The sequence below is a fragment of the Pantoea sp. 1B4 genome (assembly GCF_016925765.1).
GTDB lineage: Bacteria > Pseudomonadota > Gammaproteobacteria > Enterobacterales > Enterobacteriaceae > Pantoea > Pantoea agglomerans.
In genome coordinates, this window is sequence record NZ_JAEUWZ010000001.1 from 3,832,931 (window position 1) to 3,849,467 (window position 16,537).

The window sequence follows — 16,537 nt, forward strand, 5'->3', positions numbered from 1 at the left end:
GCTCCTTCGTATCGCTCGGTTGCCGCCTTGCCTCAGCGCAAAATCCTTCGGACTTCAGTCCGCAGGACACAACTGTATCCGGGAACAAGCTGAAAACCTGTCTCTCAAAAACGCCTCTGGCGTTGTAAGGTTAAGCCTCACGGGTCATTAGTACCGGTTAGCTCAACGCATCGCTGCGCTTACACACCCGGCCTATCAACGTCGTAGTCTTCAACGTCCCTTCAGGACTCTCAAGGAGTCAGGGAGAACTCATCTCGGGGCAAGTTTCGTGCTTAGATGCTTTCAGCACTTATCTTTTCCGCACTTAGCTACCGGGCAATGCCATTGGCATGACAACCCGAACACCAGTGGTGCGTTCACTCCGGTCCTCTCGTACTAGGAGCAACCCCCCCTCAATTCTCCAGCGCCCACGGCAGATAGGGACCGAACTGTCTCACGACGTTCTAAACCCAGCTCGCGTACCACTTTAAACGGCGAACAGCCGTACCCTTGGGACCTACTTCAGCCCCAGGATGTGATGAGCCGACATCGAGGTGCCAAACACCGCCGTCGATATGAACTCTTGGGCGGTATCAGCCTGTTATCCCCGGAGTACCTTTTATCCGTTGAGCGATGGCCCTTCCATTCAGAACCACCGGATCACTATGACCTGCTTTCGCACCTGCTCGAGCCGTCACTCTCGCAGTCAAGCCAGCTTATGCCATTGCACTAACCTCACGATGTCCGACCGTGATTAGCTGACCTTCGTGCTCCTCCGTTACTCTTTAGGAGGAGACCGCCCCAGTCAAACTACCCACCAGACACTGTCCGCAGCCCGGATTACGGGCCTACGTTAGAACATCAAACATTAAAGGGTGGTATTTCAAGGTTGGCTCCACGCGAACTGGCGTCCGCGCTTCAAAGCCTCCCACCTATCCTACACATCAAGGCTCAATGTTCAGTGTCAAGCTGTAGTAAAGGTTCACGGGGTCTTTCCGTCTTGCCGCGGGTACACTGCATCTTCACAGCGAGTTCAATTTCACTGAGTCTCGGGTGGAGACAGCCTGGCCATCATTACGCCATTCGTGCAGGTCGGAACTTACCCGACAAGGAATTTCGCTACCTTAGGACCGTTATAGTTACGGCCGCCGTTTACCGGGGCTTCGATCAAGAGCTTCTCCTTACGGATAACCCCATCAATTAACCTTCCGGCACCGGGCAGGCGTCACACCGTATACGTCCACTTTCGTGTTTGCACAGTGCTGTGTTTTTAATAAACAGTTGCAGCCAGCTGGTATCTTCGACTGGCTTCGGCTCGGGGAGCAGGTCCCTCCACCTACGCGCCAGCGTGCCTTCTCCCGAAGTTACGGCACCATTTTGCCTAGTTCCTTCACCCGAGTTCTCTCAAGCGCCTTGGTATTCTCTACCTGACCACCTGTGTCGGTTTGGGGTACGATTCTGTGTTACCTGATGCTTAGAGGCTTTTCCTGGAAGCTGGGCATTTATCACTTCAGCACCGTAGTGCCTCGTCGTCACGCCTCAGCGTTAACAAGCGTCCGGATTTACCTGGACACTCCGCCTACACGCTTAAACCGGGACAACCGTCGCCCGGCTGATATAGCCTTCTCCGTCCCCCCCTTCGCAGTAACACCGAGTACAGGAATATTAACCTGTTTCCCATCGACTACGCCTTTCGGCCTCGCCTTAGGGGTCGACTCACCCTGCTCCGATTAACGTTGAACAGGAACCCTTGGTCTTCCGGCGAGCGGGCTTTTCACCCGCTTTATCGTTACTTATGTCAGCATTCGCACTTCTGATACCTCCAGCATGCCTCACAGCACACCTTCGACGGCTTACAGAACGCTCCCCTACCCAACAACGCCTAAGCGTCGCTGCCGCAGCTTCGGTGCATGGTTTAGCCCCGTTACATCTTCCGCGCAGGCCGACTCGACCAGTGAGCTATTACGCTTTCTTTAAATGATGGCTGCTTCTAAGCCAACATCCTGGCTGTCTGTGCCTTCCCACATCGTTTCCCACTTAACCATGACTTTGGGACCTTAGCTGGCGGTCTGGGTTGTTTCCCTCTTCACGACGGACGTTAGCACCCGCCGTGTGTCTCCCGTGATAACATTCTTCGGTATTCGCAGTTTGCATCGGGTTGGTAAGCCGGGATGGCCCCCCTAGCCGAAACAGTGCTCTACCCCCGAAGATGAGTTCACGAGGCGCTACCTAAATAGCTTTCGGGGAGAACCAGCTATCTCCCGGTTTGATTGGCCTTTCACCCCCAGCCACAGGTCATCCGCTAATTTTTCAACATTAGTCGGTTCGGTCCTCCAGTTAGTGTTACCCAACCTTCAACCTGCCCATGGCTAGATCACCGGGTTTCGGGTCTATACCCTGCAACTTAACGCCCAGTTAAGACTCGGTTTCCCTGCGGCTCCCCTATACGGTTAACCTTGCTACAGAATATAAGTCGCTGACCCATTATACAAAAGGTACGCAGTCACCCTGATAAATCAAGGCTCCCACTGCTTGTACGTACACGGTTTCAGGTTCTGTTTCACTCCCCTCGCCGGGGTTCTTTTCGCCTTTCCCTCACGGTACTGGTTCACTATCGGTCAGTCAGGAGTATTTAGCCTTGGAGGATGGTCCCCCCCATATTCAGACAGGATACCACGTGTCCCGCCTTACTCATCGAGCTCACAGCTTGTGTGCTTTTGTGTACGGGAGTATCACCCTGTACCCTGCGACTTTCCAGACGCTTCCACTAACACACAAACTGATTCAGGCTCTGGGCTGCTCCCCGTTCGCTCGCCGCTACTGGGGGGAATCTCGGTTGATTTCTTTTCCTCGGGGTACTTAGATGTTTCAGTTCCCCCCGGTTCGCCTTGCAGCACTATGTATTCATGCTGCAATGATGCACAGAGTGCACCGGGTTTCCCCATTCGGACATCGACGGCTGTAGCGGTTCATATCACCTTACCGTCGCTTTACGCAGATTAGCACGTCCTTCATCGCCTCTGACTGCCTGGGCATCCACCGTGTACGCTTAGTCGCTTAACCTCACAACCCACAGGCGTTTTTCAACGCTGCGTGCTGCAAGCATTTGAGAGACTCGAACGCATCGCTTTGTCATTCCCTATTACGGAGGAATGACGCGCTGCGTCGTTTCAATTTTCAGCTTGTTCCGGATTGTTAAAGAGCAATATCTTAAACATGACTCGTAAGTCATCTTTAAGATATGTGGGTAACATCTTTCACCTGTCACCAAGCTTTGGCGTCCCCTAGGGGATTCGAACCCCTGTTACCGCCGTGAAAGGGCGGTGTCCTGGGCCTCTAGACGAAGGGGACAATTAAGTCTGTCTTCGAAAGACACTTTGCTCGTTATTTTCTATCAGACAATCTGTGTGGACACTGCGCGGGAAGGTATCTTCAGGTAAGGAGGTGATCCAACCGCAGGTTCCCCTACGGTTACCTTGTTACGACTTCACCCCAGTCATGAATCACAAAGTGGTAAGCGCCCTCCCGAAGGTTAAGCTACCTACTTCTTTTGCAACCCACTCCCATGGTGTGACGGGCGGTGTGTACAAGGCCCGGGAACGTATTCACCGTGGCATTCTGATCCACGATTACTAGCGATTCCGACTTCACGGAGTCGAGTTGCAGACTCCGATCCGGACTACGACGCACTTTGTGAGGTCCGCTTGCTCTCGCGAGGTCGCTTCTCTTTGTATGCGCCATTGTAGCACGTGTGTAGCCCTACTCGTAAGGGCCATGATGACTTGACGTCATCCCCACCTTCCTCCGGTTTATCACCGGCAGTCTCCTTTGAGTTCCCGACCGAATCGCTGGCAACAAAGGATAAGGGTTGCGCTCGTTGCGGGACTTAACCCAACATTTCACAACACGAGCTGACGACAGCCATGCAGCACCTGTCTCAGCGTTCCCGAAGGCACCAAAGCATCTCTGCTAAGTTCGCTGGATGTCAAGAGTAGGTAAGGTTCTTCGCGTTGCATCGAATTAAACCACATGCTCCACCGCTTGTGCGGGCCCCCGTCAATTCATTTGAGTTTTAACCTTGCGGCCGTACTCCCCAGGCGGTCGACTTAACGCGTTAGCTCCGGAAGCCACTCCTCAAGGGAACAACCTCCAAGTCGACATCGTTTACGGCGTGGACTACCAGGGTATCTAATCCTGTTTGCTCCCCACGCTTTCGCACCTGAGCGTCAGTCTTTGTCCAGGGGGGCCGCCTTCGCCACCGGTATTCCTCCAGATCTCTACGCATTTCACCGCTACACCTGGAATTCTACCCCCCCTCTACAAGACTCAAGCCTGCCAGTTTCAAATGCAGTTCCCAGGTTAAGCCCGGGGATTTCACATCTGACTTAACAGACCGCCTGCGTGCGCTTTACGCCCAGTAATTCCGATTAACGCTTGCACCCTCCGTATTACCGCGGCTGCTGGCACGGAGTTAGCCGGTGCTTCTTCTGCGGGTAACGTCAATCGACGCGGTTATTAACCCCGTCGCCTTCCTCCCCGCTGAAAGTACTTTACAACCCGAAGGCCTTCTTCATACACGCGGCATGGCTGCATCAGGCTTGCGCCCATTGTGCAATATTCCCCACTGCTGCCTCCCGTAGGAGTCTGGACCGTGTCTCAGTTCCAGTGTGGCTGGTCATCCTCTCAGACCAGCTAGGGATCGTCGCCTAGGTGGGCCATTACCCCGCCTACTAGCTAATCCCATCTGGGTTCATCCGATAGTGAGAGGCCCGAAGGTCCCCCTCTTTGGTCTTGCGACGTTATGCGGTATTAGCCACCGTTTCCAGTGGTTATCCCCCCTCTATCGGGCAGATCCCCAGACATTACTCACCCGTCCGCCACTCGTCACCCAAGAGCAAGCTCTCTGTGCTACCGTCCGACTTGCATGTGTTAGGCCTGCCGCCAGCGTTCAATCTGAGCCATGATCAAACTCTTCAATTTAAGTTTGATTTGCTTAAACAAGTTAAGCGGTGCTCATCTGTAAAACGTCATAATGAATTTCATTATGTGTTCACTCGTGAGGCTTGATATTTTTTTACGTCCGGAGACGCTGATATCAATCCTGCGAGTGCCCACACAGATTGTCTGATAAATTGTTAAAGAGCAGTGCGAACAGTGCGTTAGCGTCCTGTCGCGAGGTGGCGTATATTACGCTTTCCTCCTGCAGAGTCAACCTCTTTCTCAGAAGTTTTTCTCCGGCGGCGCAGTCTCCTGTGCCTCTCAACCCGTTTCCCGTTGCCGGTGTTCCGTGTTGATGGATGCGCATTATAGGGAGTTGCCTGAGAGGCGCAACCCATAAATTGCATAAAAAAGAGCGTTCGCTGCATTCCACAGCAAAAGCGGCTGTTATACGCAGTTACACACAATGTTATCCACATTAGTCGGGCCAGATAAATTTAGGCGAGCATCACGCAAACGTTTTCGCTACAATGCCGGGCAAAGTTCCGGACACCCCTTTTCGGGGCGTTACCTGAGGTTTTTGATTTTTTCTTCCTATATAGAGAAGAGAAAACCGCTGTAAAGCCTGATGTAACGCTCTTATATACGCGAAACAAAGCCAAGGGATAAACCACCATGCAACAAACTCGTCCTGTACGCCGCGCATTGCTCAGTGTCTCTGACAAAGCCGGTATCCTCGAATTTGCTCAGGCGCTCTCAAGTCGCGGTGTCGAACTGCTCTCCACAGGCGGAACAGCTCGCCTGCTGGCGGATGCGGGTCTGGCTGTCACAGAAGTCTCTGACTACACCGGTTTCCCGGAAATGATGGATGGACGCGTCAAAACCCTGCATCCCAAAGTGCATGGCGGCATTTTAGGTCGTCGCGGCCAGGATGATGCCATTATGGCGCAGCAAGACATCAGCCCAATCGACATGGTGGTCGTTAACCTCTATCCCTTTGCACAGACCGTCGCCCGTGAAGGATGTTCACTGGAAGATGCAGTGGAAAATATCGACATCGGTGGCCCGACCATGGTGCGCTCTGCTGCCAAGAACCATAAAGATGTGGCAATCGTGGTCAGCAGCGGCGACTACGATGCGATCATTGCCGAAATGGATGCCCATGAAAATGGTCTGAAGCTTGAGACCCGTTTCGATCTGGCGATCAAAGCGTTTGAACACACTGCCGCGTATGACAGCATGATCGCTAACTACTTTGGCAGCCTGGTGCCCGCCTATCACGGTGATCGTAATCAGCCCGCCGGCCGTTTCCCACGTACCCTGAATCTGAACTTCATTAAGAAGCAGGATATGCGCTACGGTGAAAACAGCCATCAGGATGCTGCCTTCTATATAGAAGAGAACATCACTGAAGCTTCAGTGGCGACTGCCCGGCAGGTTCAGGGCAAAGCGCTCTCCTATAACAACATTGCTGACACGGATGCTGCACTGGAGTGCGTAAAAGAGTTCAGTGAACCCGCCTGCGTCATCGTCAAACATGCAAACCCTTGTGGCGTAGCGACCGGTGACTCTCTGCTGGCAGCCTATGAGCGTGCTTACCAGACCGATCCGACCTCCGCATTTGGCGGTATCATCGCTTTTAACCGCGAGCTGGATGAAGCAACTGCGCAGTCCATTATCAGCCGCCAGTTTGTTGAGGTGATTATCGCGCCAGCGGTTTCCGAGGCCGCGCTGAAAATTACCGCCGCGAAGCAGAATGTCCGTGTCCTGATCTGCGGCCAATGGCAAAACCGTACTGCTGCACTGGATTTCAAACGCGTCAACGGGGGGTCTGCTGGTACAGGATCGCGATCTCGGCATGGTTGATGCCAGCCAGCTGCGCGTCGTCAGTAAACGTCAGCCAACCGAACAGGAGCTGCGTGATGCGCTGTTCTGCTGGAAAGTAGCGAAGTTCGTTAAGTCTAACGCCATTGTTTATGCACGCGACAACATGACCATCGGTATCGGTGCCGGACAGATGAGCCGTGTCTATTCCGCTAAGATTGCCGGCATTAAAGCAGCCGATGAAGGGCTGGAAGTAAAAGGATCAGCCATGGCGTCGGATGCCTTCTTCCCGTTCCGTGATGGTATTGATGCGGCAGCCGCGTCAGGCGTGAGCTGCGTCATCCAGCCTGGCGGCTCCATCCGCGATGAAGAGGTGATTGCGGCGGCTGATGAGCACGGCATTGCCATGATCTTCACCGACATGCGTCACTTCCGCCATTAATCGTTCTGGAGAGAAACAGATGAAAATTTTAGTAATCGGCAATGGCGGACGTGAACATGCTCTGGCCTGGAAAGCTGTCCAGTCGCCGCTGGCGGAAACCGTGTTTGTGGCACCGGGTAACGCGGGCACCGCATTAGAGCCTGCGCTGCAGAATGTCGCGATTAGTGCAACTGATGTCCCTGCCCTGCTTGAGTTTGCCCGGCGTGAAAAGATCGATCTGACGATTGTCGGCCCCGAAGCGCCGCTGGTGATTGGCATCGTGGATGCCTTCCGTGAGGCCGGGCTGGCTATCTTTGGTCCGACTCAGGCCGCTGCGCAGCTGGAAGGCTCTAAAGCTTTCACCAAGGATTTCCTGGCGCGTCATCAGATCCCGAGTGCGGAATACCAGAACTTCACCGAGGTTGAGCCCGCTCTCGCGTATCTGCGTGAGAAAGGCGCCCCTATCGTCATCAAAGCCGACGGCCTGGCCGCAGGTAAAGGCGTGATTGTGGCGATGACGCTGCAGGAAGCTGAGGATGCGGTTCAGGATATGCTGGCCGGAAACGCCTTTGGCGATGCCGGACACCGCATTGTGATTGAAGAGTTTCTGGATGGCGAAGAAGCCAGCTTCATCGTGATGGTGGACGGCGAGCATGTGCTGCCCATGGCCACCAGCCAGGATCACAAACGCGTGGGCGATGGCGATACCGGTCCGAACACCGGCGGAATGGGTGCCTACTCTCCGGCTCCGGTTGTCACCGATGAGATCCACCAGCGCGTTATGGATCAGGTTATCTGGCCGACCGTGCGCGGCATGGCGGCTGAAGGCAACGTCTATACCGGTTTTCTCTATGCCGGCCTGATGATCGATCACACCGGGCAGCCGAAAGTGATCGAATTCAACTGCCGCTTCGGCGATCCGGAGACTCAGCCGATCATGCTGCGCCTGCAGTCGGATCTGGTCGATCTTTGCCTGGCCGCCTGTGACGGTAAACTGGATCAGAAAACGTCACAATGGGATCCCCGCCCTGCGCTGGGTGTGGTGCTGGCGGCGGGCGGTTATCCGGGTGACTACGCTCAGGGCGATCAGATTCACGGTCTGCCACTGGAAGAAGTGGCTGACGGCAAGGTATTCCACGCCGGAACACGGCTGGAAGAGGACCTGGTGCTGACAAACGGTGGCCGCGTGTTGTGCGTAACCGCGCTGGGCGACGATGTGGCCGCGGCACAAAAGCGGGCTTATGAGCTGACACAGCCGATCTCATGGCAGGGCAGCTTCTGTCGCCGCGATATCGGCTACCGCGCCATTAATCGCAAATAAGTTCAGGGGGCACCAGGTGCCCCCTTTTCAATTCACATATCTTCTTCTGTCGGCTGCTGTGAGCAGTCATCCTGCTGACTGACCCGCAATAGCTGTATCCCTTCCGGCGCTTCAAGCCATGACACCATCAGCGGTACCGATGCGCGGCGTTGCTGCTGTGTCAGCATCTGCAGAGCGTCGGCGTCAAAAGCGGGTCTGACCTGCTGGCCTTCGCAACTCTCCAGCACATTGTTTCCCAGCCAGTGTCCCTGTCTGAGGAACACCTGACCGCTTAATAGCGCATCGCTGAGGTTACGCATCCGCTCGGCATCAAACTTATAGAGCTCAACCGCATCCGGGCTGACCGCTTCACGCCGGCCTGAAAGCTGGCGCTGCATAAAGTTAAGACCGCCAGCCTGGTCAAAGCGCAGGGTCACATCATCAGGCTGGTTGCCCTTCACCTGACGCTGGATGCTGATCAACGACTCTTCCAGCCAGACATAATCCGTCACTTCACCCTCACCCCCACTGAACGGCGTATAGAAGGTGCGGATATGGACCGACTGGTGGTCGCTGTTTTTACGCCAGATACGAACAACACCACGATCGGCAAGATAGCCACTGGCAGAAAAGGGGGGGAATATCCGGAGTAGAGCTGCAACCGAAAAGAAAAAGGGAGAGAAACAGAACAGATAAACGCTGAAACAGCGGGGTCATGATGGCTGGCCTCTTAAACAAAAGGGGCGAAACGCCCCCCTGTTTTAAAGCTTAACCGCAGTGCGACGTCTTACTTAACGGCGTCTTTCAGCGCTTTACCAGACACGAATGCCGGTACATTTGCTGCAGCGATTTTGATCTCTTTGCCAGTCTGCGGGTTACGACCGGTACGCTCAGCGCGGTGGTTCACTTTAAAAGTACCAAAACCAACCAGTTGTACAGCATCACCATCTTTCAGAGACTCAGTGATCGCAGCCAGAGTAGATTCCAGCGCTGCCTTTGCCTGGGTTTTAGACAGGTCAGCTTTTTCTGCGATCACATCAATCAGTTGAGTCTTGTTCATAAGTTATCCTTAAAGTGTATTTATCGCTTGCTAAGCAACGAGTGCGAGGGAAAAGCCATATTCTGGCACTCTTCTGCCTGCACGCACCGATAGCCACAATTTTCAGCCCCCCAAATGTAGACCAGACAGGGGGCCAATGTGAAGCCTCCAGGCGCGCTAATTCGGGCCTGAAGTCACGTTTTATCGCCTTACTGCTGGAAATTTATACCGATGTTGCTAATTCCCGCTTCACGCAGGTCAGATCGCAGACCTTTAATCAATTCAAGGTCGCGCTCTTCACACTCCGCCAGCAGGCGGAAAATCTCCCACTGAAGGTCCCACTCATCGATGATAGCCGGGTTTTCACGCAGCTCTTCGTCGGTCATTTCGCGTCCAGCCTGGGTCATTTCCAGCATGGCGATAGTGGTAATTGAGGTCTCGCTGACTTCAATTGCATGCTCAAGAGTTTCACCGCTCAGCTGCGCATGTACGACTTCGCTTAATGCCACACAGGCATCGATAGCCGGATAAACGCCGTAAACCTCAAACGCATCACCATCCGGAATGGCGGCTTCGAGCTTTTCCAGCTGGCTGTCGAAGTTAATCTTCGCATCTTTGACCGTCAGGTTTTCCCAGATCAGATCAAGAATACGGCGATAGAGTGCCGGATCGGCAAATTCAGTCTGCTCGCAGAACGCGCGATAGTTGGGATACATGCGCTCGCACAGGCAGGCCATAAAAGTAAGGTGCTGCCAGCTTTCCAGCTTCGCCAGACGCAGATGAACGGGATTTTGTAACATAAAGGTGGCTCTTATTCGTTTCGCTGGCCGCAGTGTAACTGCAAAACCGCAGCACAAACAGTGTTAAAGCGCGTTTTGCCAGCGCTGGAAAGCGGTTCGGTTCGAGGCAACCGCGTCGGCCCAGCGGGTCGGTTCCGGCAGCCGGTAACCACGCGTACAGTTTTCGACCCACTGCAGCGCGGTATCCAGGCTGACACGATGGCCGGTGGCGACAAACAGCGGATTACACCGCAGCTTGCTGCGCCATACCCAGCCTATCTGCTCGCCTTTGTCGATCAGTGGCTGACGACTGCCAGGCTGCGCATCCAGATCGGCAAACCGGCCACACAGGCGACTTTTCGCGACACCAATGGTGGGCACATCGACCAGCAGGCCAAAATGTGACGCGACGCCAAGTCGTCGTGGATGCGAAATACCGTGTCCATCCACAAACAGCAGGTCCGGCTTTTGCTCCAGCATCTGCCAGGCGGCCATTAGCGCTGGATATTCACGGAATGAGAGAAAGCCCGGAATATAAGGCATGGTGGTCTCAACGCGTGCGATGCGATGCTCCACCAGCTTTAAGGAGGGATACTCCAGTATCACCATCGCCGCCCGGGTGATAGTGCCTTCCTGCTCAAATCCAACGTCTGCCCCGCCGATAAAGCGGGGTGGCAGCACATCAAAGTCATCTTCACGCACCACATCAGCGGCGCGTTGTAACTGCTCAGCGCGAAGTGCGGCAATATCCATGATTACTCCTGATGCCAGGGACGTGATAAACGGTGTACCGCCTCAACAAAGACGCCCGCATTTTCCGGTGGCACATCCAGATGAATACCATGCCCCAGATTAAAGACATGCCCGGTGCCCGAGCCAAAGCGCTCCAGGATCCCAGCCACTTCCTGTTCGATGCGCTCAGGTGCCGCATAGAGCATAGAAGGATCCATGTTGCCCTGCAGTGCGACTTTGTCGCCCACGCGACGGCGTGCGTCATCAATATCGGTGGTCCAGTCAAGACCCAGCGCGTCACAACCGGTGGCGGCCATCGCTTCCAGCCACTGTCCGCCGCCTTTGGTGAAGAGCGTCACCGGCACGCGGCGACCGTCGTTTTCACGCAGCAGGCCATCGACAATTTTGTGCATGTAATGGAGTGAGAATTCGCGGTAATCACGACCGGTCAGCACGCCACCCCAGGTATCAAAGACCATAACGGACTGCGCACCGGCGCGGATCTGAGCATTGAGATAGAGGATGACGCTGTCGGCCAGCTTATCCAGCATCGCGTGGAGCGTAGCGGGATCGGCATACATCATCTTCTTAATTTTGGTAAACGCCTTGCTGCTCCCGCCTTCCACCATATAGGTGGCCAGCGTCCACGGACTGCCGGAAAAGCCAATCAGCGGCAGATCGCCGTTCAGGCTCTTACGGATGGTACGGACAGCATTCATCACATAGCCCAGCTCCATTTCCGGATCGGGTACTGGCAAACGCTCAACGTCAGCGCGACAGGTCACAGGGTTTGAGAAACGCGGGCCTTCGCCGGTTTCAAAGTAGAGACCCAGTCCCATCGCATCCGGAATGGTCAGGATGTCACTGAAGAGGATGGCGGCATCCAGCGGATAACGGCGCAGCGGCTGCAGGGTAACTTCACAGGCCAGCTCGGCGTTTTTACACAGCGACATAAAGTCACCCGCCTGGGCGCGTGTCGCTTTGTACTCCGGCAAATAGCGCCCGGCTTGTCGCATCATCCAGACCGGCGTGACATCAACCGGCTGACGTAACAGGGCACGCAAATAACGATCGTTCTTCAGTTCACTCATCTCAACACTCTCTCAATAACAGGCGTGTAGTGTAGCACTTTCACACTTCGGCGCGGCACAGGGCGACGGTATCTTCAATCAGGCGGCGCGCCACAGTGCCTGGCGGTGGCAGCAACGGCAGCTCATCAAAACGGAACCAGGCCGCATCCAGCAGCTCTTTACCGTCGTGCTGCAGATCGCCGCTGTCATACTCCGCCATAAAGGCTGTCATCAGCGATTGCGGGAAGGGCCACGGCTGGGAGGTAACGTAACGGACGTTTTTGACGCGGATATTGCTCTCTTCCATCACTTCGCGGGCAACGGCCTGCTCCAGCGTCTCGCCCACCTCCACAAAACCCGCCAGCACCGTGTAGACCTTGTTGCGATGGCGGGCATGATTCGCCAGCAGGATTTCATCACCGCGACGGATAGCCACAATGATGCAGGGTGCGATCTGCGGATAGTAACGCTCGCGACAATGGCTGCAGAGACAGGCAAATTCATGTTTGCTTTGGTGCATTTCATGGCCGCAATAGCCGCACCAGCGATGAGAACGGTAGAATTCCGCCAGTTGCACACCGCGACCCACCAGCTGAAACAGCGCCACATCCTGATCGATCAGCTGTCGTACTGAGAACATATCGGCAGAACGCGACTCACAAATCAGCCAGACTTTTTCGCCCTGCCACTCACCGATGGTCCGGGCTTTACTGCCGGTCAAACCAAATTTTTCGGCGTTTCCGTGGGGTAAATCACCTTGTGGCAACCAAAGTTTCTGTTCATGGCTGACAATCCACCATCCAGCGTCTACGCTTGAGATTTCGCATTGCATTTATTTCGTCATCCTTAGCGTCAACTCGCACGCTGAAGCCCTGATGTTAAGTGTGTAGATAAACAACTATAACTCACATGGAGTTAGATATGCTTAACCAGTTAGACGTCCTGGCTGAACGCGTAGGTGGCAGTAATGAACTGGTCGATTCGTGGCTTGAAGCCCGTCGTCAGCTACTGGTGACCTATTATCACCTGGTCGGACTTAAACCAAACAAAGAGGCGCTGACGCGTCTTGATGAGCAGGCTCTGGACAACTTCTGTCACGGTCTGGTCGATTATCTTTCTGCGGGTCACTTCAGTATCTATGAACGCGTGATCAGTGAAATGAGTGGCGACAGCCCGATGATTGCCGCCGCACAGATCTATCCACCGCTGGAAGCCAATACTGAGCGTCTGATGCAGCTGTATGACGGTCACCTGCAGCAGGCGATCGACGACGAAAACTGCATGACCTTCCAGCAGGCACTTTCAGAAGTGGGTGAAGTGCTGGAAGCACGCTTTACGCTGGAAGATAAGCTTATCCAGCTGGCATGGGATAACCAGCTTGTCCCCCCGCCGGTAGCGAATGACAGCCATATCGCGCGTCCGGCCTAATCATCATCTCCGGCAAAGGGGTTGAGATTATCCCGTAGCCCTTTTATGCTGAACAGGTTCTGAGGAGAGCGCTCCAAAGAACCTTTTTTATTTTTGCTTTGAAATATAAGGTTTTTACGCCTGGCTCTGTTATCAGACACCCGCGTAAAAACAGCTTCTTGTCGGAGTGCCCAAGTTGGGCTGAGACCGTTAATTCGGGATCCGCGGAACCTGATCAGGTTAGAACCTGCGAAGGGAACAAGAGTAAATATTCTCTGTATACCAGCATGCTTATGCTGTCTATACGGTTACTCCTTCCGAACTCCGGACAAGCATCGTTCCCCCCCTAACAGGAAGATTGCTATGTCTGACCAAAAAACAACCCGTCGTGAACAGCGTGCCCAGGCGCAGGAATTTATTGATTCCCTGCAAAGCGGCAGTGCATTTCCCCAGTCCCGCCGCATCTGGATTACCGGCAGCCGCGAGGATATTCGCGTTCCCATGCGTGAAATCGTGCTAAGCCCGACCCACATCGGCGGCAGCAAAGAACAGCCTCTCTATGAGCAGAACGAAGCGGTACCGGTCTATGACACGGCGGGTGCCTATGGCGATCCCGCGGCACAGATCGATGTTCATCGCGGCCTGGAAAAGCTGCGCGCCCGCTGGATTGCTGAACGCGACGACAGCGAACTTCTCGAACAGAACAGCTCAGGCTATACCCAGCAGCGGCTGGCTGACGAGGGGCTGGATCATCTGCGTTTCGATCAACTGCCGACACCGCGCCGTGCCCGCGCAGGCTGCTGCGTCACGCAATTGCACTATGCCCGCCAGGGGGATCATCACCCCGGAGATGGAATTTATCGCACTGCGGGAAAACATGGGCCGTGAGCGAATCCGCAGTGAGGTATTGCTGCAACAGCATCCTGGCCACAGTTTTGGCGCGCATCTGCCAGCCAGTATCACGCCCGAGTTTGTGCGTCAGGAGGTCGCTGCCGGACGTGCCATCATCCCTGCCAATATCAATCACCCTGAATCAGAGCCGATGATCATTGGCCGCAACTTTCTGGTTAAGGTCAATGCCAACATCGGTAACTCGGCGGTGACCTCTTCTATTGAGGAAGAGGTGGAAAAACTGGTCTGGTCGACTCGCTGGGGTGCCGATACGGTGATGGATCTCTCTACCGGTCGTTATATTCATGAAACGCGCGAATGGATTTTGCGAAACAGCCCGGTGCCAATCGGTACAGTGCCGATTTATCAGGCGCTGGAAAAAGTGAATGGCGTGGCCGAGGCGCTGAACTGGGAAATATTCCGCGATACGCTGCTTGAGCAGGCGGAACAGGGTGTCGATTACTTCACTATCCACGCTGGCGTGCTGCTGCGTTATGTCCCGATGACGGCGAAACGTCTGACCGGAATTGTATCGCGGGGTGGATCTATCATGGCGAAATGGTGCCTGTCGCATCATCAGGAGAGCTTCCTGTATCAGCACTTCCGGGAGATTTGTGAAATCTGCGCCGCCTATGATGTCTCCCTGTCGCTGGGCGATGGCCTTCGTCCGGGTTCCATTCAGGATGCCAACGATGAGGCGCAGTTTGCCGAACTGCGTACCCTGGGCGAACTGACCCGTATTGCCTGGGAATATGACGTTCAGGTCATGATTGAAGGCCCGGGGCACGTCCCGATGCATATGATCCGCCGCAACATGACCGAACAGCTCGACCTGTGCGATGAAGCCCCCTTCTACACCCTTGGCCCGCTGACCACCGACATCGCGCCCGGCTATGACCATTTCACCTCCGGTATCGGTGCTGCCATGATTGGCTGGTTTGGTTGCGCCATGTTGTGTTACGTCACGCCCAAAGAGCATCTGGGTCTGCCGAACAAAGAGGATGTGAAGCAGGGATTGATCACCTACAAAATAGCAGCGCATGCCGCCGATCTGGCGAAAGGCCATCCGGGTGCGCAGATCCGTGATAACGCCATGTCCAAAGCGCGCTTTGAGTTCCGCTGGGAAGATCAGTTTAATCTGGCGCTGGATCCCCATACGGCGCGGGCTATGCATGATGAAACCCTGCCGCAGGAGTCGGGCAAAGTGGCCCATTTCTGCTCGATGTGTGGCCCTAAGTTCTGCTCGATGAAAATTTCACAGGAGGTGCGCGAGTTCGCAGCACGTCAGGATACGCGCGCCGAGCCCGTTGAAGTGGGCATGGCGCAGATGTCAGACCGTTTTCGTCGGCGCGGCGGTGAGCTTTATCATCCCGCCGATGCCATTAAGGAGGAGTAACAATGCCCGCATTTCCCGCTACCGCCCCGCGCCTGGGGCTTTATCCGGTGGTTGATAGCCCCGACTGGATTGAGCGCCTGCTGCAGATGGGCGTTCGTACGCTGCAGCTGCGCATCAAAGATCAGCCCGATGAGATCGCCGAACCCGCCATCGCTCAGGCGATTGCACTGGGTAAACGCTATGACGCGCGCCTGTTTATCAATGACTATTGGCAGCTGGCGATAAAGCATCAGGCTTATGGCGTGCATCTGGGTCAGGAGGATCTCGATGTCGCCGATCTTGCCCGGATTCATCAGGCAGGATTGCGTCTGGGGCTCTCCACCCATGACGATGCTGAACTGGACCGCGCACTGGCAATCCAGCCCTCTTACATCGCGCTTGGACATATTTTCCCGACGCAGACCAAAGAGATGCCTTCTGCGCCGCAGGGCATTGAGCAGCTGAAGCGGCATCTGACGCGCCTGACGCATATCCCCACCGTGGCAATTGGCGGTATTTCGATTGCTCGGGCACCTGACGTGCTGGCAACCGGCGTAGGGAGTATTGCGGTGGTGAGTGCGATTACCCAGGCAGATGACTGGCGTGAAGCAACACGTACTTTGCTGGCGCTGGCAGAGCTTCACCAATAAGGATTTGTGGAAGCTGTCCCGCATAGCGGCTGCAAAACCAGTAACGCCAGCGTTTCTGCCGGGAAAGCGGTGCGCAAAAGCGTAAGTTGCCGCTGGCGTGCTCTGATCCAAAACCTTAACGTGGCCTCCGTC

Annotated in this window: 8 protein-coding genes, 1 tRNA gene, 2 rRNA genes, 3 pseudogenes and 1 riboswitch; of the genes and pseudogenes, 5 read left to right on the plus strand and 9 right to left on the minus strand. The window is 55.0% G+C overall.

Annotation, left to right across the window (positions count from 1 at the left end):
- Positions 1–126 precede the first annotated feature (126 nt).
- From JNO11_RS18415 to JNO11_RS18425, 3 genes are all read right to left on the minus strand, one after another.
- A 23S ribosomal RNA gene (locus tag JNO11_RS18415) occupies positions 127–3,042 on the minus strand.
- 212 nt (positions 3,043–3,254) lie between these two features.
- Positions 3,255–3,330 (minus strand) — tRNA-Glu (locus JNO11_RS18420).
- Positions 3,331–3,416: 86 nt separating this feature from the next.
- Positions 3,417–4,959, minus strand: a 16S ribosomal RNA gene (locus tag JNO11_RS18425).
- Together the 16S and 23S rRNA genes with 1 tRNA gene alongside form the textbook arrangement of a ribosomal RNA operon.
- Positions 4,960–5,592: 633 nt before the next feature.
- Between JNO11_RS18425 and purH the strand changes: the two are divergent.
- Positions 5,593–7,183: pseudogene (gene purH, locus JNO11_RS18430) on the plus strand (bifunctional phosphoribosylaminoimidazolecarboxamide formyltransferase/IMP cyclohydrolase).
- Positions 7,184–7,202: 19 nt separating this feature from the next.
- A complete protein-coding gene (gene purD, locus JNO11_RS18435) occupies positions 7,203–8,483 on the plus strand; it encodes a phosphoribosylamine--glycine ligase (RefSeq protein ID WP_010261075.1) in 1,281 nt (426 codons plus the stop codon).
- A 32-nt stretch (positions 8,484–8,515) separates the two neighbouring features.
- On the opposite strand, the pseudogene JNO11_RS18440 reads toward purD, so the two are convergent.
- The 6 genes and pseudogenes from JNO11_RS18440 to nudC form a co-directional block, all read right to left on the minus strand.
- Positions 8,516–9,179: pseudogene (locus JNO11_RS18440) on the minus strand (DUF1481 domain-containing protein).
- 70 nt (positions 9,180–9,249) lie between these two features.
- Positions 9,250–9,522, minus strand: a complete 273-nt coding sequence (gene hupA, locus JNO11_RS18445; protein ID WP_003850136.1) for a nucleoid-associated protein HU-alpha — start codon at positions 9,520–9,522, stop codon at positions 9,250–9,252.
- Between the two features lie 188 nt (positions 9,523–9,710).
- Positions 9,711–10,301 carry a YjaG family protein gene (locus JNO11_RS18450; RefSeq protein WP_010261070.1) on the minus strand — a complete coding sequence of 197 codons (591 nt, stop codon included), beginning with the start codon at positions 10,299–10,301 and terminating at the stop codon, positions 9,711–9,713.
- Positions 10,302–10,364: 63 nt separating this feature from the next.
- Positions 10,365–11,033, minus strand: coding sequence for a deoxyribonuclease V (gene nfi, locus JNO11_RS18455; RefSeq protein WP_010261068.1), 669 nt, complete (start codon positions 11,031–11,033; stop codon positions 10,365–10,367).
- Between the two features lie 2 nt (positions 11,034–11,035).
- Entirely contained in the window at positions 11,036–12,103 is a 1,068-nt protein-coding gene (gene hemE / locus JNO11_RS18460; RefSeq protein WP_325177574.1) for a uroporphyrinogen decarboxylase, read from the minus strand.
- Positions 12,104–12,143: 40 nt separating this feature from the next.
- Entirely contained in the window at positions 12,144–12,914 is a 771-nt protein-coding gene (gene nudC / locus JNO11_RS18465; RefSeq protein WP_109654306.1) for an NAD(+) diphosphatase, read from the minus strand.
- An 89-nt stretch (positions 12,915–13,003) separates the two neighbouring features.
- Here nudC and JNO11_RS18470 point away from each other — a divergent pair, with 89 nt between their 5' ends.
- The 3 genes and pseudogenes from JNO11_RS18470 to thiE all read left to right on the plus strand — a co-directional run bounded on the left by JNO11_RS18470 (position 13,004) and on the right by thiE (position 16,405).
- The gene (locus tag JNO11_RS18470) at positions 13,004–13,510 is read left to right on the plus strand and encodes an Rsd/AlgQ family anti-sigma factor (RefSeq protein ID WP_010261059.1); all 507 of its coding nucleotides are present in this window, start codon (positions 13,004–13,006) and stop codon (positions 13,508–13,510) included.
- Between the two features lie 152 nt (positions 13,511–13,662).
- A riboswitch (TPP riboswitch) is annotated at positions 13,663–13,764 on the plus strand.
- An 88-nt stretch (positions 13,765–13,852) separates the two neighbouring features.
- A pseudogene (thiC, locus tag JNO11_RS18475) lies at positions 13,853–15,776 on the plus strand (phosphomethylpyrimidine synthase ThiC).
- Between the two features lie 2 nt (positions 15,777–15,778).
- Positions 15,779–16,405: a thiamine phosphate synthase gene (thiE, locus tag JNO11_RS18480; protein WP_325177575.1), complete on the plus strand. Its 627-nt coding sequence runs from the start codon at positions 15,779–15,781 to the stop codon at positions 16,403–16,405.
- Positions 16,406–16,537: the final 132 nt, after the last annotated feature.

Coding starts and splice junctions, on each gene's coding strand:
- purD (WP_010261075.1), top strand. CDS start 7,203: ATGAAAATTTTAGTAATCGGCAATGGCGGACGTGAACATGCTCTGGCC.
- hupA (WP_003850136.1), bottom strand. CDS start 9,522: ATGAACAAGACTCAACTGATTGATGTGATCGCAGAAAAAGCTGACCTG.
- JNO11_RS18450 (WP_010261070.1), bottom strand. CDS start 10,301: ATGTTACAAAATCCCGTTCATCTGCGTCTGGCGAAGCTGGAAAGCTGG.
- nfi (WP_010261068.1), bottom strand. CDS start 11,033: ATGGATATTGCCGCACTTCGCGCTGAGCAGTTACAACGCGCCGCTGAT.
- hemE (WP_325177574.1), bottom strand. CDS start 12,103: ATGAGTGAACTGAAGAACGATCGTTATTTGCGTGCCCTGTTACGTCAG.
- nudC (WP_109654306.1), bottom strand. CDS start 12,914: ATGCAATGCGAAATCTCAAGCGTAGACGCTGGATGGTGGATTGTCAGC.
- JNO11_RS18470 (WP_010261059.1), top strand. CDS start 13,004: ATGCTTAACCAGTTAGACGTCCTGGCTGAACGCGTAGGTGGCAGTAAT.
- thiE (WP_325177575.1), top strand. CDS start 15,779: ATGCCCGCATTTCCCGCTACCGCCCCGCGCCTGGGGCTTTATCCGGTG.